The following is an 18,495-nucleotide window of genomic DNA, read 5'->3' on the forward strand; positions in this document are numbered from 1 at the left end:
GCTCTGAGTGTGACGGTGGCCCCGCGAGCCGGGGCCACCCACTCAGACCGCGACGACCGTCACCATGTCGTCGAGCCCGGCGAAGTCGTTGATGTTGCGGGTGTACAGCGGCAGACCACGCGACGAAGCGATGGCGGCGATCATCAGGTCGAGGCGACGTGGCTTGGGGTCGCGCTTGGCCTCGAGGGTCAGGGCAACGAGTGAGCCGTAACGGGTCGCGGCCTCGCCGTCGAACGGCAGCGGTTCGAAGTCGACGATCGCGATGCCCAGCTTTTCGGCACGCGCGGCTCGAACAGCCGCGTTCTTGGCCATCGCGACGCCCTGATGCAACTCGGCCATCGTGATCGCGGTGATTTCCAGGACCGATGGGAGTGCGGCCGCGTCGAGCTGATCGAGATCGATGTAGGTGCAGGTATCCAGGACGCCCACCTCGTGACGGTCAGCCACGAGCACGCTCCCATGGATCGTCCTGGTCGACACGATCCTCGGTGCCGTGGAACTCGTCGGCCTCCTGACGCATGCGGGCGTAGTCGACTCTGGGCAGTCTCTTGTGCCGTTCGACATGTTCCTCGGCGCTGAGCCGACGTCTGCGGGAAACCGGGCGAAGCTCGGCGACCGTCACGCCGTTGCGCGTGACGTGAAAGGTCTCTCCGGCCTCCACCGCGTCCATGATCGCGGCGGAGTTGTTCCGAAACTCCCGTTGGGTGATGACCTTCATGAGCAGTAGTGTAGCCCCACGTAGCCATCGGGGCTACACTACCGCTGCGCTGTGGCGTAGCCCCGGCTCAGTAGTGCCACCGGTGCGGTGGCCGCCAGTAGCACCGCCGGGACCAGGAAGCCGAGTGCCGTCGAGTGGTGGTAGATCGGCGTGAACGCGATCGGTGCCGCGGCGGCACCGATGAACCGGAACGCCTGCACGACCGACACGGCGCCCGCCGGATTGTGGTCGCTTGTCAATACAAGCGTATTGATTCCGACCATGATGAACTGCGCGAAGAAACCGCCGAGCGCCCACAGCATCCCGACCGCGCCCACCCATGGCACCACACCGATCAGCGCCACGGGCACCGCACCCGCGATCGCTCCGATCAGTGCGGCCCTGCGACCGCCGATGCGTTCGACGATGCGGCCGACGAGCCCCGCCGTGAGCATGCCGACCACGCCGAACCCGGTGAGCAGCAGACCGCGCTGACCGGAGGTCAGGCCGAAACCGTCGTCGGTGCGGTACGCCACGAGGAACGTCAGGCCACCGAGACAGGCCCAGCCCACGAGTGCCACCGCGCCGGCCCGTAGCACCTCCGGCCGCCACGCCGTGCGCAGGCGGGGTAGTTCGAGTGCGGTGCCGCGGTGTTCGTGTGGCACGCCGATCAGCGCCAGCGCCACCGCCGCCATCCCGACCCCCACGAACGCCAGCCGCCACGTCGCCTCCGCGGCCAGCCCGCCGACCAGCGGGCCGCTCGTCTGGCCCGCGGCCTGCAGCGACGCGAACAACCCGAGTGATCGGGACAGCCGGGCGCGGGGCGTGGTGGCCGCGAGCGTGGCCAGCAGCAGGGGAGTGGTGAACGCGTTCGCGATGCCCTGCACGCCGCGGCCCACCAGCAGCAGCGGGAACGTCGTCGCGATCACGCACAGCGCGGAGCCAGCGAACGACACCACGTAAGCGCACAGCACGCTGCGCCGCCTGCCCCAGCGGGCGCCGAGCGTGCCGGAGAACAGCATGAACGCGGCGAACGGCACCAGGTAGGCGGTGATGGTCGCCGAGGCGGCCGACGTGGAGACGCCGAAGTCGTGCCCCAGCTCCGGCAGCATCGAGGCGGTGACGCCGCCGCCGAACGGTCCCAGGGCCCCACCCACATACAGGCCCACGCGCGCGACCCGATCACGCTCGATCAATGACACAAGGCCTGTCCAATGGATCTTTGTGCGAGGGGTCTGGCCCTGACCAGCAGTGACCTCAGGGGAACGTGGTGGCACTCAGCCACCAACCACCTACGGTCCGCAGCTGTCGCTGGGTCGAGACCAACACTTTGAATTCCGGGGAGGCGGACTAGACGCCTGATTGTCCCCGGCCCGGGCCTGGCCTGCGGCGCCGCAGGTAGCGCTCGAACTCGGCGGCGATCGCGTCGCCGCTGGTCTCGTTCAGCGCGAGGTCCGCGTCGCCCCGCTCCTCGAGCGCCCGGACGTAGTTGCGGACGTCCTCGTCCTCCTCGGCCATCTCGCTGACCGTGCGCTGCCACTCCTCGGCCTGGTCCGGCAGGTCACCGAGCGGGACCTCGATGTCGAGGACCTCCTCGACGCGGTGCAGCAGCGCCAGCGTGGCCTTCGGCGACGGCGGCTGCGACACGTAGTGCGGCACGGCGGCCCAGATGGAGATCGCGGGCACCCCGGCCTGCACACACGCGTCCTGGAGCACGCCGACGATGCCCGTCGGCCCTTCGTAGCGGGAGCGCTCCAGGCCGAACTTGGCGGCCGAGGCCGCGTCGTAGGCGGTGCCGGTCACCGGGACCGGGCGGGTGTGCGGGGTGTCGGCGAGCAGCGCGCCGAGCGTGATCACGGTGCTGATGCCCAGGTCGTCGATCTGCTCGATCAGCTCCGCGCAGAACTTGCGCCAGCGCATGTTCGGTTCGATGCCGTGCATGAGGACGACGTCCCTGGTCGCGCCGGGTGGCCGGCACACCGACAGCCTCGTGGTCGGCCACTCGACCCGGCGCGTCACCCCGTCGACCATGCGGACGGTGGGGCGCGTGACCTGGAAGTCGTAGTAGTCGTCCGGGTCGACCTCGGAGAGCGCGTTGGCCTCCCAGGTCAGCTGCAGGTGTTCGATGGCAGCCGTGGCGGCGTCTCCTGCGTCGTTCCACCCCTCGAAGGCACAGATCATCACTGGCTCGACGAGCGGCTCGTCGGCTGGGACGTCGGGTGCTGTCGGCTGCTGGTCCGGATCGGTCACCGGGCAAGCCTACGACCCGGGGGCCCCGGCCGGAGATCGTAGGCTGGTCGACATGCCAGCCGAGACCGAACCGAGGTCCCCTGACACCCCGGCCGCGGTCCTGTGGGACCTGGACGGCACGATCCTCGACTCCGAGAAGCTCTGGGACATCCCGCTGTACGAGCTGACCGAGAAACTCGGTGGTCAGCTGTCCTCGGCGACCAGGCAGGCGATGGTCGGCACGAACGTCATGGTGACCCTGCGCCTGCTGTACACCGAGGTCGGCATCCCCGATCCGTCGCCAGAGCAGGTCGCGGACGGCGCCGCCTGGATCGACCGCCGCATGGCCGAGGTGTTCCGGCAGGACCTGCCGTGGCGGCCGGGCGCGGTGGCGGCCCTGGCCACGGTGCGGGCCGCCGGGTTCCGGACGGCGCTGGTCACGTCCACCGAGCGGGAGCTGACCGAGATCGCGCTCGACACGGTCGGCAGGCAGAACTTCGACGTGACCGTCTGCGGTGACGAGGTCGACGGCCGGAACAAGCCGCTGCCGGAGCCGTACCTGAAGGCGTGCCGTCTGCTGGGCGTGGACCCGGCCCGCTGCGTCGCGATCGAGGACTCGCCGACGGGCGTGGCCTCGGCGGTGGCGGCGGGTGCGACGGTGCTGGTCGTGCCGTGTGAGGTCGACGTGGAGCAGGGGGAGCGGCGGGTGTTCCGCACCTCGCTGGCGGGCCTGACGGTGGCCGACCTCACGGCGTTGGTGGGCTGACCCGAAACGGGGTTGGCCGGTGATGGCAGGATCATCACCGTGAAGACGTTCGACGAGCTGTTCGCCGAACTCCGCGATCGGGCGGTCAACCGGCCCGAGGGCTCCGGCACCGTGGCCGCGCTCGACGCGGGGGTGCACGCGCAGGGCAAGAAGGTGCTCGAAGAGGCAGGCGAGGTGTGGATCGCGGCCGAACACGAGTCCGACGAGCGCCTTGCCGAGGAGGTGTCCCAGCTGCTGTACCGCGTACAGGTGCTGATGCTGGGCCGCGGTCTCTCCCTCGACGATGTCTACCGCCACCTCTGAGGAGTGAGCACGCCCATGCTGAGGGTTGCCGTGCCGAACAAGGGTGCGCTGGCCGCGCCCGCCGCCGACATGCTGGCCGAGGCGGGCTACCGGCGGCGTCATGACCAGCGAGACCTGACGGTCCTCGACCCGGCGAACGACGTCGAGTTCTTCTTCCTGCGCCCGAAGGACATCCCGATCTATGTCGGTTCCGGCGAGCTGGATCTTGGCATCACGGGCCGCGACCAGGCACTGGAGACCGGCGCGCCGGTGGCCGAGCGCCTCCCGCTTGGCTTCGGTGCGTCGACCTTCCGGTACGCGGCCCCGGCTGGCACCGACTGGAAGGTCAACGACCTGGCAGGCAAGCGCCTGGCCACGTCGTACCCGAAACTGGTGAAGCGGGACCTGGCGGCCCTCGGCATCGACGCGACGGTCATCAGCCTGGACGGCGCCGTGGAGATCTCGGTCCAGCTGGGCGTCGCGGACGCGGTGGCCGACGTGGTCGACTCCGGCCGCACCCTGCGCCAGCACAACCTGGTGGTCTTCGGAGACCCGATCTGCGAGTCCGAAGCCGTGCTCGTCCACGGCACGAACGTCCCCGACTCGCCGGCGAAGGAACAACTCGCCGGCCGGCTGAAGGGCGTCGTGTTCGCGCAGCAGTACCTGATGCTCGACTACGACTGCCCGAAGTCACTGCTGGACGAGGCCATCACGGTGACCCCGGGCCTGGAGTCACCGACGGTGGCCCCGCTGGCGTCGCCGGACTGGGTGGCCGTACGCGCGATGGTTTCCCGCAAGGAAGTCAACGCCGTCATGGACAGGCTGGCCGCGCTGGGCGCGAGGGCAGTGCTGGCGTCGGACATCCGCTCCTGCCGCCTCTGAACACCAGGCAGGCCGGGGAGAACGCCGAGCGCGGGGGCCGAAGCCCCCGGCACCCCGACCTACTGAGGCCGGATCAACAGCGCCTGCGCGCCCCGCCCCACCGCCCCGCTCAGGTCGTGCAGCACGGACACCGCGGTCCCGATCCCGTCGGGTCCGATGGCCGTGGCCGCATCCAGCGCGATCCACTCACCGACCGGCTCGCGGTACACGTGCACCGTCAACTCCGAGTTGATGAACAGCCACTTCCGGGGATCCAGCCTGCTGGACACGCCGTTGCCCGAGTCGGCCACCGTCAGCACGCGCTGCAACCCGGACGGTTCCTCGTCCCCGACCAGTGGCACCTGCTGGCGGCCCCATACGGTCGCCGGTCCCGGCTCGCCGAGTGAGCCCTTCAACGTCCGCCACTCCATGACGTCCAGGTACCCCGCGTGCCAGCCCTCCGGCCTGGTCATCACGCGGCCCTCCGACGGCGGCGGCAGCGGGTCGTCGATCCCCGCCGCGACCGTGCTCGTGTCGGAGCGGACGATCCGCCAGGCCTGCGCCCGGACGGCGACCCGCCCGTCGGCGGACAGTTCGCCGCGCAGCAGCTCCACCGACCGGCCCGGCCGGTCCACCGAGGCGGTCACCGACAGCTCCGCGACCGGCACCGGGCCGAGGATCTCGATGGTGACCCGCGCGATCGTCATCGGCGCGGCCGACGGTAACCGCTCCATCGCCCGCACCAGCAGAGCCGACGGCGGACCGAGGTGCTGGGTGAGCGGCGACCACGGACCGGTGGTGTGCACAGTGGACTGGTAACGGCCGTCGCCAAGTGGTTCGTAGAACATCAGTCTGCCCTGTCCATCACGGTTTCGTCGCCTGCGTCGGGTTCCGGCCAGCCGGGGTACTCGGGTGGGGTGCCACCGAACTCCGGGCACCGGGCCTGGTGCGAGCACCAGTCGCACAGCCTGCTCTTGTTCGGCCGGAAGTCACCCGACCTGCCCGCCCGCAGGATCGCCTCCCACACCGCGTCGAGGGTCCGTTCGAAGCGCCGCAGCTCGGCCTCGTCCGGCGCGTAGGTGAGGGACTGGCGGTCGGCCAGGTACATCAGCCGCAGCTGCTTGGGCACCACCCCGCGCAGCCGCCACAGCATCAGCGCGTAGAACTTCATCTGGAACAGCGCCTTCGCCTCGCCGATCTCGCGGGGCGCGGTGCCGGTCTTGTAGTCCACGACCCGGATCTCGCCGGTCGGCGCGACGTCCAGCCGGTCGATGTAGCCGCGCAGCAGCACACCGGACTCGAGCTCCGTCTCGACGAGCAGCTCACGCGCCTCCGGGTCGAGGCGGCGTGGGTCCTCCAGCGTGAAGTACCCGTCGATCAACCGCGTCGCCGACTCCAGCCAGTGGTCGTGGCTGTCGTCGTCGGTGAACAGGTCGGCCAGCTCCTGCCGCTCGTCCCGCAGCCGCGTCCACACCGGGTCCAGCAGTGCGTGCGCCCGGTCGGGCACCCGCTCGGCCGCAGGCAACGCGAACAGCTCCTCCAGCACCGCGTGCACGACGATCCCGCGTACCTGCGCGACCGACGGCGTCTCCGGCAACCGGTCCACCGCCCGGAACCGGTAGAGCAGGGGGCACTGCTTGAAGTCACCGGCCCGCGACGGCGACAACGCGGGCCGCCGTGGCTTCGGAACGACCTCCTCGACGATCGCGACAGGGATTTCCGTCATGACCAAGACCCTAGGCCGTGGCACCGACAATCCCTGGGCAGGTGCACCCTGTAGTCGCTCACACGGTTTTCCCACACGTTTCCGCATACCCTGCTTCGCATGACCAACGGACCGGACTGGGCCGATCGCGACGGCGGCCTGGTGCTCTTCCGGTTCCGCGGCGTCCCCGTGCTCCTGTCCCCGTCCTGGTGGGTCGGGTCCGTCGCGATCATCGTGCTCTACGCGCCGCTGGTCGAGCGCTTCCTGCCGAACGCGGACGCGATCGTCTCGATCTCGCTCGCGGCCGCGTTCGCCGTGCTGCTCGGCGCTTCCGTGCTCGCGCACGAGCTGGGGCACTGCGTGGTCGCGCTGCAGCTGGGCATCCCCGTACGCAGGCTGCGGCTGTTCCTGCTCGGCGGCCTCGCCGAGATCAGCAGGACCCCGAGGAAACCGTCCCAGGAAGGCATGATCGCGGCCGCGGGCCCCGCCGTGTCCGCGGTGCTCGCCGGGCTGTGCGGCCTCGTGCTGCTGTTCATGCCCGCCGAAGGCCCGGTCTGGCTGCTCGTGCTCGAGTGCGCGGTCGCCAACGTGGCCGTCGCCGTCTTCAACATCCTCCCCGGTCTGCCGCTGGACGGCGGCCGCCTGCTGCGTGCGGGGGTCTGGGCCGTGTCGGGGAACCGGGGGATCGGCACCCGCGCCGCGGTCGTCGGCGGCTGGCTCGTCGCCGGTCTGCTGATGCTGTGGGCGCTGTGGGGCCTCGCCAACGAGAGCCCGGACCGCTGGCTGCGGCTCGGCGTGTGCGCGCTCACCGCGTGGTTCGTGGTGTCCGGTGCACGCGGTGAGCTGGCCGCCGATCAGCGCAGGACGTGGCCGGCCGGGCTCGCGCTCGCAGACCTGGTCCGGCCGATCCTGCAACTGCCCGCCGAGAGCCCGGTCGCCGACGCGCTCAGCGCGGCCGCGGGCCGTGGCGTGGTGCTGGTGCGTGCCGACGGTGTCGCGGCCGGTCTGCTCGACCCGATCGCCGCGGAACGCCTCGCCGAGCGGTCCCCGATGGCACCGGCCGAACAGGCCGCCGAACCGATCCGGCCCGAGTCGGTGCTCCTGGACTCCGAGTCCGGCGAGGACATCGCCGAACGCGTCCAGGAGACCGCCGCGTGGCAGTTCCTGGTGGTCAACGCGGAGGGCAGACCCGCGGGCGTCCTCCACCGAGACGACCTGCGAGCCAGCCTGACTAGTCCGCCTCCCCGGAATTTTTGAGTGTTGGTCTCGACCCAGCGACGGTGCGGACTGTGGGTGGTTGGTGGCTGGGTGCCGTCACGTTCCCCTGAGGTCACTGTTGGTCAGGCTCGGACCCTCGCACAAAGATCCATGGGACAGGTCCCCCAATTTACTGGGCTGGGCTCTAGTTACTGGGCTTGGGGATCGGGTTCGGGATCGAGCCGTCGGTGGGGCCGCTGTCCTCGCTTTCGCTGGACCTGGGGGCCGTGCTCTCTTCTCCGGGGTTGCCCTGCGAGTCGTCGTAGAGGCCGCAGACGACCCAGTGGTCGTCTTCCTTCTTGACGTTCATGTTCAGCGGGTCGCGCTCGTCGTCGCCGCGCTTCTGCGTCATGTCGAAGGTGGCGCCCTCGCCCTCCTCCTTGAAGTTGGCGATGGTGAAGGTCGTCTTGCTCGGCTGGTCGCCTGCCTCCTCTTCGTCCTTCTTCGCCTCCTGCAGCTCGCCGTTCAGCTCCTTGTAGTCGCTGGCACACATCACCGGCTTGACCTTGTCCAGGGACGCGTCCTCTGGCTTGGTGCTGACCGCGGCCCCCAGCTCCTTGGCGTAGGTGTCCGCGGCCACGCGCGGGCTCTCCTCGCTGCCGCCACCGCTCCCGCCGTCGTCCTTCAGGAGCAGGAACGCGGTGACACCGCCGCCGACCACGAGCACGGCCACGATCACCAGCGTGACGATGAGCCCGGTCCGCGACTTCTTAGGCGGCGGGCCTGCCGGATACCCGGGCTGCTGACCCCACTGTGGAGCGCCGTACTGCGGAGCGCCGTACTGCGGCGGTTGCTGGCCGTACGGGTTCTGCTGACCGTAGGGATCCTGCGGACCGTACGGGCCTGGCTGCTGCGGTGGGTACGTCATGATCTCCCCTGATGATCACCGGCGGCTTGGGCGGTCGCCAGGGTAGTAGCGGTCCCCGGCAAAGGCAGGTCGTGGGTCTCTGCGACGATCTCGCGGTTGACATCGGCGAAGACGAGATGGAGCGGGATTCGGGTGACGGAGGTCAGGGCGAGCGGGCCGTTTCGGGTGGGCGACCGGGTACAGCTCACCGATCCGAAGGGGCGGCACTACACGCTCGTGCTCGCGGAGGGCGAGCAGTACCACACCCACCGTGGCGCGGTGGCCCACGACGACCTCATCGGGAAGCCGGAGGGCTCGGTGGTGAGCTCCGTGGGCGGCACCGGCTACCTCGCGCTGCGGCCGCGTCTGGCCGACTACGTGCTCTCCATGCCACGCGGCGCGCAGGTGATCTACCCGAAGGACACCGGTCAGATCGTGATGTGGGGTGACATCTTCCCCGGTGCGCGCGTGCTGGAGGCGGGCGCCGGGTCGGGCGCGCTCACGTGCTCGCTGCTACGCGCGGTCGGGCCGGAGGGGCACGTGACCTCGTACGAGGTGCGGGACGACCACGCCGTACACGCGGTGCGCAACGTGAACCAGTTCTTCGGCGAGGAGCCCAAGAACTGGGACCTGCGGGTGCGTGACCTGGCCACCCACGATGGTGAGGTCGACCGCGTCATCCTGGACATGCTGTCGCCATGGGAGATGTTGCCGACGGTCGCGGCGAACCTGATCCCCGGCGGCGTGCTCGTGGTGTACGTGGCGACGACGACGCAGCTGTCGCGGATCACCGAGGCGCTGCGTGAGCAGCAGTGCTGGACCGAACCGGAGGCGTGGGAGACGCTCATGCGGCCCTGGCACGTGGTCGGGCTCGCGGTGCGGCCGGACCACCGGATGGTGGCGCACACCGCGTTCCTGCTGACGGCCCGCAGGCTCGCCGACGGCGTGGTGACGCCGAGGCCGCAGCGACGCGGCCGCCAGCCCTGACCCGTGCGGGCCAGGGCAGGCGGCGTCACGTCACGAGGGAATGCACCAGCGGCCGTCTTTCTTGGTCAACGGCATGGGGACGACCGCGGGCTCGCTGTCCCCGATGGTCAGTTTGAGGTCGACGGTCGCCGTGTCACCCGTGATCTTGGGCTCGCCAACGACCGTGGCCTTCGCGTCGGCCGGGAACGTCTCCTCGGCGGCGGGGTTCGACGGGTCGCACGCCAACTGGTTGAGCGCGTCGATGTCGGAACTGGAGATCGCGGCCGCGGCCTGCTCGGCGACCGGGCCTGCCTCCACGGGTGCCCCGACCGGCCCGGTCGCCCCGGTCGCCGTCGCGGGCGGCGCCACGGAGGCGCCCTCGGTCGGCTCGGGGGTCGTCGGCGCCGGTGAGCCGGTGATGGTCGGGACGTTCCCGTCCTGCGCCGCGTCCGATGAGTCGTCGCCGTTGGTCAGCAGAAACACCACGACGCCGGCAACGACGAGCACGACCACGGCGACCACGGACACGAGCGTGACCGTGCGCCTGCCCGTGGCGGGCTCGGACTTCTCGGTCCCGGACTTCTCGGTCCCGGTTGTCTCTGCCTCGGTCGGCTCTGCCTCGGACTTGTTCAGGTCCTCGTCAGATCGTGACACACCAGGCTCCGTCCTTGTACTCGAACGGCAGCGGGATCGCCTGCCCGGAAGCGGCCTCGACGGTCATGTCGACGGTGGCGAGACCCTCGCTGACCATGGTGACCTTGCCCACCTCGACGGTCGCCTGGCCCGCGAGCGAGTCGTACATCGTGCCGCCACCGGTCTTCGCGCAGGTCAGCTCGGTCGCGGCGGCCTCGTCGGAGTTGTTGACCGTGTCCGCGTACTCCTGAGCGGTCGCGGTGAGCGCCGCCTCGTCACCGCCGCCACCGCCAGGGTCCTCCTCCGTGGTGGTGGGGTCCTCGGCCGTCGGCTCCTCGGTCGGCTGGTCCTCGGTGCCCGGCTCGGACGACTGGCTGGTCTCGGTGCCCGGCGACGCGTTGCCGCCACCGTCGTCGTCCTTGTTGAGCAGGAAGAACGCGGTGATGCCGCCGCCGATGACCAGCACGGCGATCACGACGATCGCGATGATCATGCCGCGCTTGCTCTTCGGCGGCTCGCCGCCCGGGTAGCCGGGCTGGCCGCCGTACTGCTGCTGCTGGCCGTAGGGATCCGTGCCGAACTGGCTGGTCTGCCCGTACTGGCCGCCCTGCTGGGGCTGCTGGCCGAACTGGCCGGGCTGCCCGTACTGACCCGGTTGGCCGGGCTGCTGGCCGTACTGTCCGGGCTGTCCGGGTTGACCGGGCTGTCCTGGTTGGCCGTACGGATTCTGCTGGCCGTACGGGTCGGGCTGGCCGGGCTGCGGCGGGTAGGTCATAACTGAGGCTCCGTTGGTCGGGGACAGGTGGTCAGGCGGTGCCTTCGCCGCAGAACCGCCACTCGCCGCTCTCCTGCACGATCTTGATGAGGATCTTCGGCTCCTGGGTCTGCCCGTCACCGGCGAGGGTCAGGTCGATCTTCGCGGTGGCGGTGTCCGGGTGCTTGTCGTCGATCTCCGCGTCACCGTCCGGTGCCGCGGAGATGTCAAATCCTTCGAGCTTGCTCTCCAGGTCCGAGGTATCGGTGCCGAACTTGGTCTTGTACGCCCGGCAGGCGCTGTCGACCACGTCGGCGAAGTCCTTGTTCTCGTACGCGGCCATGTAGTCATCGCGCACGTCGTCTGGAGTGTTGCTCGCATCCGAGTCGTCGGAGTCTTGATCCTTGTCACGATCCGGTGACGCGTCGTCGGACGAGGGTTGGTCGCTGCGCGTGTCCTTCGAGGCGTCGGTGTTGCTCCGATCGGAGGATGTGTCGCTGTCCCCGCCGGAGCCCTTGGTGAGGAAGTAGGTGGCGACACCACCGCCGCCGAGCACCAGGACGGCGATCACGACAATGGCGATGATCTTGCCCGTGTTCCGCTTCCTCGGACCGCCAGGACCACCACCGGAGTAGCTGCCGAGCCCCTGGTACGACGACTGGCCGAACTGGCCCGGCTGACCTGGCTGGCCTGGCTGCTGCGGTGGATACGTCATCTTGGGCCCGAACTCCTCACACACTCTCTTGCAACCCAGACGGAGCCGGCGCGCCGTCCGTTCCCGACAAATCCCGTGGACGGTGCCCATCGTAGGCAAGACCCACGACAGCGGCCGCCGCCGGGACACGCCCGGGCGACGGCCGCTTGATCAATTCGTTACGTCAGGCGGCGGCATCGAATTTGACGATGCACCAGTCGCCGCCTTCCTGCTTGAGGTCCAGCTTGGCGGATATGCCCCCCTCGGGCATCACGTCCGCGTACTCCTCCGGCAGGTTGTCGAGCTTGATCGAGACCTTGGCGGTCGCCGTGTCGCCCTCGGTCTTCACGTCGCCGAGTTCGAAGGTCGCCGTGACGTCGGCCATCTCGGGCATGGCGGCGCCCGGGTCGATCGCCTCCGTGATCTCCTCCTTCTTGGAGGGGTCGCACATCAGGTCGGCGATCGCGTCGGTGTCCTGGTCGTTGGCCGCGGCGACCGCGGACTCGGCAACGCCTTCAGGACTGCTGGTGTCCCCGCCCCCGGTCAGCACGATGATGAGGACCACAACGACGGCCACGACGACCACGCCGCCGCCTGCGAGGATCCACGGCATCGGGCTCTTCTTCTGCGGTGGGTAACCGTAGCCACCCTGCTGGCCGTAGGGCGCCTGCTGCCCGAATTGCGGCTGTTGCCCGTACGGGTTCTGCTGCTGCGGCTGCGGCCCGGTCTGGGGGTAGCCGCCCTGCTGCTGGGGCCCGCCCTGTTGTGGGTAGCCACCCTGTTGCGGGTAGCCGCCAGGCTGCTGACCTGGGCCGGGCTGCTGTCCCCACCCGGGCTGGCCGCCCCACTGCCCCGGCTGCTGCGGCGGTTGCGACATCGCTTGTCTCTCCCTTTTTCGTGGCGACCCCATCGCCAAGTCCGTGAGTTGCCGCCGACGGCTCCAGCGTCGGTCGACTACCTGACGCACCGTAGTGGGTGGGTGGTTCCGGTACGCGCCGAGATGGCCTAATCCACTTCCGACGGTCATGTTTCGCTGACGTCGCGCGACGGTTCCGAGATATGGATGGTCTTACTTTGTCGGTCTTCACCGGTACCGTAGGGGTAGGAAGATTTCGGGAGGAGGTGCCGACATGCAGCACGATCGTCCCGGTGGTCGGCCAGAGGAGGCCGACGAGCACGGCGCTGGACCGGAGGCGGCTTCTGGGCACGAGCCGTCGGAAGCTGCCCAGATCCGGTTCCTCGAAGAGGAAGTAGCGCTGCTGCGCCGGAAACTGACGGACTCGCCTCGGCATGCCCGCCTGCTTGAGCAGCGGCTCGCCGAGGCGTCTGAGCGGGTCAGCCAGTTGACAGAGCGTAACGCGAAGCTGGTCGAGACCCTGCGGGAGGCGAGGAGTCAGCTCCTCGCGCTCCGGGAGGAGGTCGACCGGCTCGCGCAGCCGCCAAGCGGCTACGGCGTGTTCCTCCAGGGGCACGAGGACAGCACGGTGGACGTGTTCACGGCCGGCCGGAAGATGCGGGTGGCCTGTTCACCCGCCGTCGAGGTCGGTGATCTGCGTCGCGGGCAGTCGGTGCGGCTGAACGAGGCGCTGACCATCGTCGAGGCGGGCACCTTCGAGCGCATCGGTGAGGTGTCCACACTGCGGGAACTGCTCGCGGAGGCGGACGACTCGCCGCCGATGCGCGCACTGGTCGTCGGGCATGCCGACGAGGAGCGCGTGGTCTGGCTCGCCGACCCGCTGCGGGAGGCCCCCCTCAAGCCGGGTGACTCGCTGCTGGTCGACTCCAAGTCGGGCTACGCCTACGAGCGGGTGCCGAAGGCAGAGGTCGAGGACCTGGTGCTGGAGGAGGTGCCCGACGTCCGCTATGAGGACATCGGTGGCCTGTTCCGGCAGATCGAGCAGATCCGCGACGCGGTGGAGCTGCCGTTCCTGCACGCGGACCTGTACCGCGAGTACGAGCTGCGCCCGCCAAAGGGCGTCCTGCTCTACGGCCCGCCAGGCTGCGGCAAGACGCTCATCGCCAAGGCGGTGGCGAACTCGCTGGCCAAGAAGGTGGCGGAGGCACGGGGTGACGGCACGGCACACGAGGCCAAGTCGTACTTCCTGAACATCAAGGGCCCCGAGCTGCTCAACAAGTTCGTCGGCGAGACCGAGCGGCACATCCGCCTGATCTTCCAGCGGGCGCGGGAGAAGGCGTCGGAGGGCACACCGGTCATCGTGTTCTTCGACGAGATGGACTCCATCTTCCGGACGCGTGGCAGCGGTGTCTCCTCGGATGTCGAGACCACCATCGTGCCTCAGCTGCTCAGTGAGATCGACGGTGTCGAGGGCCTCGAGAACGTCATCGTGATCGGTGCCTCCAACCGTGAGGACATGATCGACCCGGCGATCCTGCGGCCGGGCCGGCTGGACGTCAAGATCAAGATCGAGCGGCCGGACGCGGAGGCCGCGCGGGACATCTTCTCGAAGTACCTGACGCCGAGCCTGCCGATCCACACCGAGGACCTCGCCGAGTTCGGCGGGGATTCCAAGGCCACGATCGACGCGATGATCCAGCACACGGTCGAGCGGATGTACGAGGAAACCGAGGACAACCGGTTCCTCGAGGTCACCTACGCCAACGGCGACAAGGAGGTCCTGTACTTCCGCGACTTCAACTCGGGCGCGATGATCCAGAACATCGTGGACCGGTCGAAGAAGGCGGCGATCAAGTCGGTGCTGGAGACCGAGCAGCCCGGCCTGCGCGTGCAGCACCTGCTGGACGCGATCGTCGACGAGTTCGCGGAGAACGAGGACCTGCCGAACACCACGAACCCGGACGACTGGGCTCGCATCTCGGGCAAGAAGGGGGAGCGGATCGTGTACATCCGCACCCTCGTCACCGGGAAGAACCAGGAGTCGGGTCGGGCGATCGACACGGCGACCAACACGGGGCAGTACCTGTAATTGGCACTGCTCGGACTCGGATTGGCGGCACTCGGCCGGCCGGCGTACATCAACGTCGGCCGGTCCGAGCTGCCGCCTTCGCGTTCTGTCGAGGCCATGCGGGACGCGTCGTTCGCGGTGCTGGACGCCGCGTACGCCGCCGGTGTCCGCTGGGTGGACGTGGCCCGCTCCTACGGCCGGGCCGAGGAGTTCCTGGCGGGCTGGCTGGCGTCCCGGGCGCCGTCGGACGTCACGGTGTCCAGCAAGTGGGGCTACGCGTACGTTGGCGGCTGGCGGCTCGACGCGGCCGTGCACGAGGAGAAATCCCATACCCTGGAACGTTTCCGCTCGCAGTGGGCGGAGAGCACGGCACTGCTCGGTGACCGCCTCGCGCTGTACCAGGTGCACTCGCTGACCCCGGACAGCCCACTGTTCGACGACCTGGCGCTCCAGGACGCGCTGGCGTCCCTGCCGGTGCGGGTCGGCTTCTCGACGTCCGGCCAGGAACAGGCGTCCGTCGTGCGCAGAGCGCTGGCCCTGGAACGCCACGGGCAGCCCGTTTTCACCGCAGTACAGTCGACTTGGAACCTCCTGGAGCCCTCCGTGGGCCCGGCCCTGGCCGAGGCGCACGCGGCGGGTGCGCACGTGCTGGTCAAGGAGGCGCTGGCCAACGGCAGGCTCGCCGTCGAGCCGCCGGAGCCGGTGGCCGCACTCGCGAAGTCCCTGGCCGTCGGCCCGGACGCGGTCGCACTGGCCGCCGCGCTGGCACAGCCGTGGGCGGGCACCGTGCTGTCCGGCGCCGCGGGCACCCACCAGCTGGCGAGCAACCTCGCGGCGGTGTCGGTGCCGCACGTGGAGCTGCCCGAGCTGGCGGAGCCGCCCGCCGAGTACTGGAAACACCGCTCGGACCTCGCCTGGGCGTGATGGGAACGCCCCGGCCGCCGGTCACGAAGCGCGAGGAGGACGTCGGCGACAAGGGCCACGGGCGCGCGGAACCGGACCGCGTCGCACGTCACCGGCGGGCGCACCACATGCCTGGGTGTCGACGCGGAGTGAGATTGTGCCCGTAGGCTGGTGACATGCGCCGGATCATGGGTACCGAGGTGGAATACGGCATCGCCGTGCCAGGGGACGCCACCGCAAACCCGGTACTGACCTCCACCCAGGTTGTGCTCGCCTACGCGGCTGCCGCGGACATCCCCCGCGCCCGCAGGGCCCGCTGGGACTACGAGGTCGAGTCCCCCCTGCGTGACGCGCGGGGATTCGACCTCGGCGCGCCCGGCATGCCGCCGTCCGACCCCGACGTCGAGGACCTCGGCGCGGCCAACGTCATCCTCACCAACGGCGCCCGTCTCTACGTCGACCACGCGCACCCGGAGTACTCCGCGCCGGAGGTCACCAACGCCCGGGACGCCGTCATCTGGGACAAGGCGGGCGAGCGGGTCATGGAGGAGGCGGCCATGCGGGCCGCCACCGTGCCGGGCCAGCCGCGGCTGCAGCTGTACAAGAACAACGTCGACGGCAAGGGTGCGAGCTACGGCACCCACGAGAACTACCTGATGGCCCGCAACACCCCCTTCACGGCGGTCATCGCGGGTCTCACGCCGTTCTTCGCCTCGCGGCAGGTCGTCGTCGGCTCAGGCCGCGTCGGCCTCGGCGCCTCGGGGGAGGAGGCCGGTTTCCAGCTGTCCCAGCGCGCCGACTACATCGAGGTCGAGGTCGGCCTGGAGACGACGCTGAAGCGCGGCATCATCAACACGCGTGACGAGCCGCACGCCGACGCGGACAAGTACCGCCGTCTGCACGTCATCATCGGCGACGCGAACCTGGCCGAGACGTCGACGTACTTGAAGGTCGGTACATCGGCCCTGGTGCTCGACTTGATCGAGGCCGGCGTCCGGTTCGACTCGGTCAAGCTCGCCGACCCCGTCCGCGCGGTCCACACGATCAGTCACGACCCCACGCTGAAGGCGACCGTGGAGATGGCCAACGGCCGCAAGTTCACCGGCCTGGACATCCAGTTCGCCTACCACGAACTGGTCACGCAGAACCTCGAGCGCACCGAGCAGGACGAGGTCTCGATGCACGTCCTGCACACGTGGGGTGACATCCTCGACGCGCTCGCCCGTGACCCGATGGAGTGCGCCGACCGGCTCGACTGGCCCGCCAAGCTGCGGCTCCTCGAGGGCTTCCGCGCGCGCGATGGCCTCAACTGGAACTCGCCCCGCCTGCACCTCGTCGACCTGCAGTACTCCGACGTGCGGCTGGCGAAAGGCCTGTACAACCGCCTGGTCACCAGGGGGTCGATGAAGCGCATGGTCACGGAGGAGGAGGTCCAGGCGGCCATCACCACGCCGCCGCTGGACACCAGGGCGTACTTCCGGGGTCGCTGCCTCGAGCGCTACCCGAGCGCGATCGCGGCCGCGTCGTGGGACTCGGTCATCTTCGACCTCGGCCGGGAGTCGCTGGTGCGGATCCCGACCCTGGAGCCGCTCCGGGGCACCAAGTCCCATGTCGGTGCGCTCCTGGAGGCGTCCGCGACGGCGGAGGAACTCGTCGACGCCCTCACCGGCACGACCAGGAAGCAGGCGTGAGGCGAGACGGCGGCCGAGCGGAGCGCCCGTGGGAGGCGTTTCGCTCACAGCGAATCCTGATCATCAGCCGGATGGTCCGCGAAAATGTCAGTGCCGGTCGGTAATCTTGACGGCAACCAGTCCCGATACCGGGAGGCGAGATGGCTCAGGAACAAACTCAGCGGCAAGGCGGCGGTGACGGCGACGACGATGTCGACGGCGCGGCCCCTGCCGGTCAGGAACGCAGGGAGAAGCTCGGCGAGGACGTCGACACCATCCTGGACGAGATCGACGACGTGCTCGAGGAGAACGCCGAAGACTTCGTCCGCGCGTATGTGCAAAAGGGCGGCGAGTAGGCGAGGGTAGGTTCTCGCGTCACCGTTCTTCCCGCCGACAGGACAGAAAGAGGCATGGACAACATCCATTTCCGCGCCAGTTCGCAGGGCGCCGCGCTCCCTGCTGCCTACATGACCGCCGGAACGTCCTCGTTCATCGACTTCCTGCGCGTACAGGCACCTCATCTGCTGCCCGGGGCCGCCGGGCTCGGCGAGGAGCCCGTGCGTGCCAGGCGCGCGTCGGACCTGGCCCAGCAGCCGCCGCACGGCACCACGATCGTGGCCGTGAAGTTCAACGGCGGCGTCCTGATCGCCGGTGACCGGCGCGCTACGTCGGGCAACCTCATCTCCCAGCGGGACATGGAAAAGGTGTTCGTGACCGACGCCTACTCGGCGGTGGGCATCGCGGGCACGGCCGGGCTCGCGATGGACATGGTCCGGCTCTACCAGGTCGAGCTGTCGCACTACGAGAAGATCGAGGGCGTCCCGCTGTCCCTGGACGGCAAGACGAACAAGCTCGCGGCGCTGGTGCGCGGGAACCTCGACGGCGCCATGGCGGGCCTCGCCGTGCTGCCGCTGTTCATCGGCTTCGACGTCGACGCGCCCGACCCGGCCCGAGCCGGGCGGATCGTGTCCTACGACGTGGTCGGCGGCCGGTACGAGGAGCGTGCCGGCTTCCACGGCGTGGGTTCCGGCTCGCTGTTCGCGCGGTCGGCGCTCAAGAAGCTGTGGGACCCCGACAGCGACCGGGACACCGCGATCCGCAACGCCGTCGAGGCGCTCTACGACGCCGCCGACGACGACTCGGCGACCGGCGGTCCCGACCTCGCACGCAAGATCTACCCCAGCATCGTGACGATCACCGGGGTCGACGGCGCCGTCCACGTCCCCGACGAGGAGGCCGCCGAGGTGGCCGAGATCGTCGTGACCCAGCGGACCAGCCAGCCGCGCGGCTGACCAGCGCAGACGCGC

At 69.7% G+C, this 18,495-nt stretch carries 21 protein-coding genes; 10 read left to right on the forward strand and 11 right to left on the reverse strand.

Features of this window, described 5'->3' with window-relative positions; all coding sequences use genetic code 11:
* Positions 1 to 42: 42 nt before the first annotated feature.
* The 4 genes from WBA97_RS33215 to WBA97_RS33230 form a co-directional block, all read right to left on the reverse strand.
* The gene (locus WBA97_RS33215; RefSeq protein ID WP_424234942.1) at positions 43 to 447 is read right to left on the reverse strand and encodes a type II toxin-antitoxin system VapC family toxin; all 405 of its coding nucleotides are present in this window, start codon (positions 445 to 447) and stop codon (positions 43 to 45) included.
* Positions 440 to 718, reverse strand: a complete 279-nt coding sequence (locus WBA97_RS33220) for a type II toxin-antitoxin system Phd/YefM family antitoxin (RefSeq protein ID WP_424234943.1) — start codon at positions 716 to 718, stop codon at positions 440 to 442. Before WBA97_RS33220 ends, WBA97_RS33215 begins: the two co-directional genes overlap by 8 nt.
* 38 nt (positions 719 to 756) lie before the next feature.
* On the reverse strand, positions 757 to 1,866 hold the full coding sequence (locus WBA97_RS33225; protein WP_424234944.1) for an MFS transporter: 1,110 nt from the start codon (positions 1,864 to 1,866) through the stop codon (positions 757 to 759).
* Positions 1,867 to 2,047: 181 nt separating this feature from the next.
* The gene (locus tag WBA97_RS33230) at positions 2,048 to 2,947 is read right to left on the reverse strand and encodes a PAC2 family protein (RefSeq protein WP_424234945.1); all 900 of its coding nucleotides are present in this window, start codon (positions 2,945 to 2,947) and stop codon (positions 2,048 to 2,050) included.
* Positions 2,948 to 2,999: 52 nt separating this feature from the next.
* Here WBA97_RS33230 and WBA97_RS33235 point away from each other — a divergent pair, with 52 nt between their 5' ends.
* Genes WBA97_RS33235 through hisG form a run of 3 tightly spaced genes read left to right on the forward strand, consistent with a single transcriptional unit; the run spans position 3,000 to position 4,856 of the window.
* Positions 3,000 to 3,692 (forward strand): HAD family hydrolase, encoded by a 693-nt coding sequence (locus WBA97_RS33235; RefSeq protein ID WP_424234946.1) that lies wholly within the window; start codon positions 3,000 to 3,002, stop codon positions 3,690 to 3,692.
* Between the two features lie 39 nt (positions 3,693 to 3,731).
* Positions 3,732 to 3,995: a phosphoribosyl-ATP diphosphatase gene (locus WBA97_RS33240; RefSeq protein WP_424234947.1), complete on the forward strand. Its 264-nt coding sequence runs from the start codon at positions 3,732 to 3,734 to the stop codon at positions 3,993 to 3,995.
* A 15-nt stretch (positions 3,996 to 4,010) separates the two neighbouring features.
* A complete protein-coding gene (gene hisG, locus WBA97_RS33245; RefSeq protein WP_424234948.1) occupies positions 4,011 to 4,856 on the forward strand; it encodes an ATP phosphoribosyltransferase in 846 nt (281 codons plus the stop codon).
* Between the two features lie 59 nt (positions 4,857 to 4,915).
* Here hisG and WBA97_RS33250 read toward each other — a convergent pair whose 3' ends face one another.
* Together WBA97_RS33250 and WBA97_RS33255 are read right to left on the reverse strand one after the other, a co-directional pair.
* Positions 4,916 to 5,683, reverse strand: coding sequence for a thioesterase family protein (locus WBA97_RS33250; protein ID WP_424234949.1), 768 nt, complete (start codon positions 5,681 to 5,683; stop codon positions 4,916 to 4,918).
* Positions 5,683 to 6,561 carry a RecB family exonuclease gene (locus WBA97_RS33255; RefSeq protein ID WP_424234950.1) on the reverse strand — a complete coding sequence of 293 codons (879 nt, stop codon included), beginning with the start codon at positions 6,559 to 6,561 and terminating at the stop codon, positions 5,683 to 5,685. The genes WBA97_RS33250 and WBA97_RS33255 overlap by 1 nt, the downstream gene beginning before the upstream one ends.
* 99 nt (positions 6,562 to 6,660) lie before the next feature.
* On the opposite strand from WBA97_RS33255, the gene WBA97_RS33260 reads away from it, so the two are divergent.
* The gene (locus WBA97_RS33260; protein ID WP_424234951.1) at positions 6,661 to 7,797 is read left to right on the forward strand and encodes a M50 family metallopeptidase; all 1,137 of its coding nucleotides are present in this window, start codon (positions 6,661 to 6,663) and stop codon (positions 7,795 to 7,797) included.
* Positions 7,798 to 7,942: 145 nt separating this feature from the next.
* Here WBA97_RS33260 and WBA97_RS33265 read toward each other — a convergent pair whose 3' ends face one another.
* Positions 7,943 to 8,665, reverse strand: a complete 723-nt coding sequence (locus WBA97_RS33265; RefSeq protein WP_424234952.1) for a hypothetical protein — start codon at positions 8,663 to 8,665, stop codon at positions 7,943 to 7,945.
* Positions 8,666 to 8,797: 132 nt separating this feature from the next.
* Between WBA97_RS33265 and WBA97_RS33270 the strand changes: the two genes are divergently transcribed.
* A complete protein-coding gene (locus WBA97_RS33270) occupies positions 8,798 to 9,631 on the forward strand; it encodes a tRNA (adenine-N1)-methyltransferase (protein WP_424234953.1) in 834 nt (277 codons plus the stop codon).
* A 30-nt stretch (positions 9,632 to 9,661) separates the two neighbouring features.
* On the opposite strand, the gene WBA97_RS33275 is transcribed toward WBA97_RS33270, so the two are convergent.
* The 4 genes from WBA97_RS33275 to WBA97_RS33290 all read right to left on the reverse strand — a co-directional run bounded on the left by WBA97_RS33275 (position 9,662) and on the right by WBA97_RS33290 (position 12,568).
* Entirely contained in the window at positions 9,662 to 10,264 is a 603-nt protein-coding gene (locus WBA97_RS33275) for a hypothetical protein (RefSeq protein ID WP_424234954.1), read from the reverse strand.
* Positions 10,251 to 11,018, reverse strand: a complete 768-nt coding sequence (locus WBA97_RS33280) for a hypothetical protein (protein WP_424234955.1) — start codon at positions 11,016 to 11,018, stop codon at positions 10,251 to 10,253. Before WBA97_RS33280 ends, WBA97_RS33275 begins: the two co-directional genes overlap by 14 nt.
* A gap of 31 nt (positions 11,019 to 11,049) precedes the next feature.
* Positions 11,050 to 11,712: a hypothetical protein gene (locus WBA97_RS33285; RefSeq protein ID WP_424234956.1), complete on the reverse strand. Its 663-nt coding sequence runs from the start codon at positions 11,710 to 11,712 to the stop codon at positions 11,050 to 11,052.
* Positions 11,713 to 11,875: 163 nt separating this feature from the next.
* Complete coding sequence (locus WBA97_RS33290) at positions 11,876 to 12,568, reverse strand: hypothetical protein (protein ID WP_424234957.1); 693 nt, start codon at positions 12,566 to 12,568, stop codon at positions 11,876 to 11,878.
* A gap of 253 nt (positions 12,569 to 12,821) precedes the next feature.
* Between WBA97_RS33290 and arc the strand changes: the two genes are divergently transcribed.
* From arc to prcB, 5 genes are all read left to right on the forward strand, one after another.
* Positions 12,822 to 14,636, forward strand: a complete 1,815-nt coding sequence (gene arc, locus WBA97_RS33295; protein ID WP_424234958.1) for a proteasome ATPase — start codon at positions 12,822 to 12,824, stop codon at positions 14,634 to 14,636.
* Positions 14,637 to 15,539: an aldo/keto reductase gene (locus WBA97_RS33300; RefSeq protein ID WP_424234959.1), complete on the forward strand. Its 903-nt coding sequence runs from the start codon at positions 14,637 to 14,639 to the stop codon at positions 15,537 to 15,539.
* A 155-nt stretch (positions 15,540 to 15,694) separates the two neighbouring features.
* Complete coding sequence (gene dop / locus WBA97_RS33305) at positions 15,695 to 17,209, forward strand: depupylase/deamidase Dop (RefSeq protein WP_424234960.1); 1,515 nt, start codon at positions 15,695 to 15,697, stop codon at positions 17,207 to 17,209.
* 140 nt (positions 17,210 to 17,349) lie between these two features.
* Positions 17,350 to 17,544 carry a ubiquitin-like protein Pup gene (locus tag WBA97_RS33310; RefSeq protein ID WP_378054289.1) on the forward strand — a complete coding sequence of 65 codons (195 nt, stop codon included), beginning with the start codon at positions 17,350 to 17,352 and terminating at the stop codon, positions 17,542 to 17,544.
* Between the two features lie 54 nt (positions 17,545 to 17,598).
* Positions 17,599 to 18,480 carry a proteasome subunit beta gene (prcB, locus tag WBA97_RS33315; RefSeq protein ID WP_424234961.1) on the forward strand — a complete coding sequence of 294 codons (882 nt, stop codon included), beginning with the start codon at positions 17,599 to 17,601 and terminating at the stop codon, positions 18,478 to 18,480.
* Positions 18,481 to 18,495: the final 15 nt, after the last annotated feature.

It is taken from the genome of Actinophytocola sp. (assembly GCF_049647105.1).
Classification (GTDB): domain Bacteria; phylum Actinomycetota; class Actinomycetes; order Mycobacteriales; family Pseudonocardiaceae; genus Actinophytocola.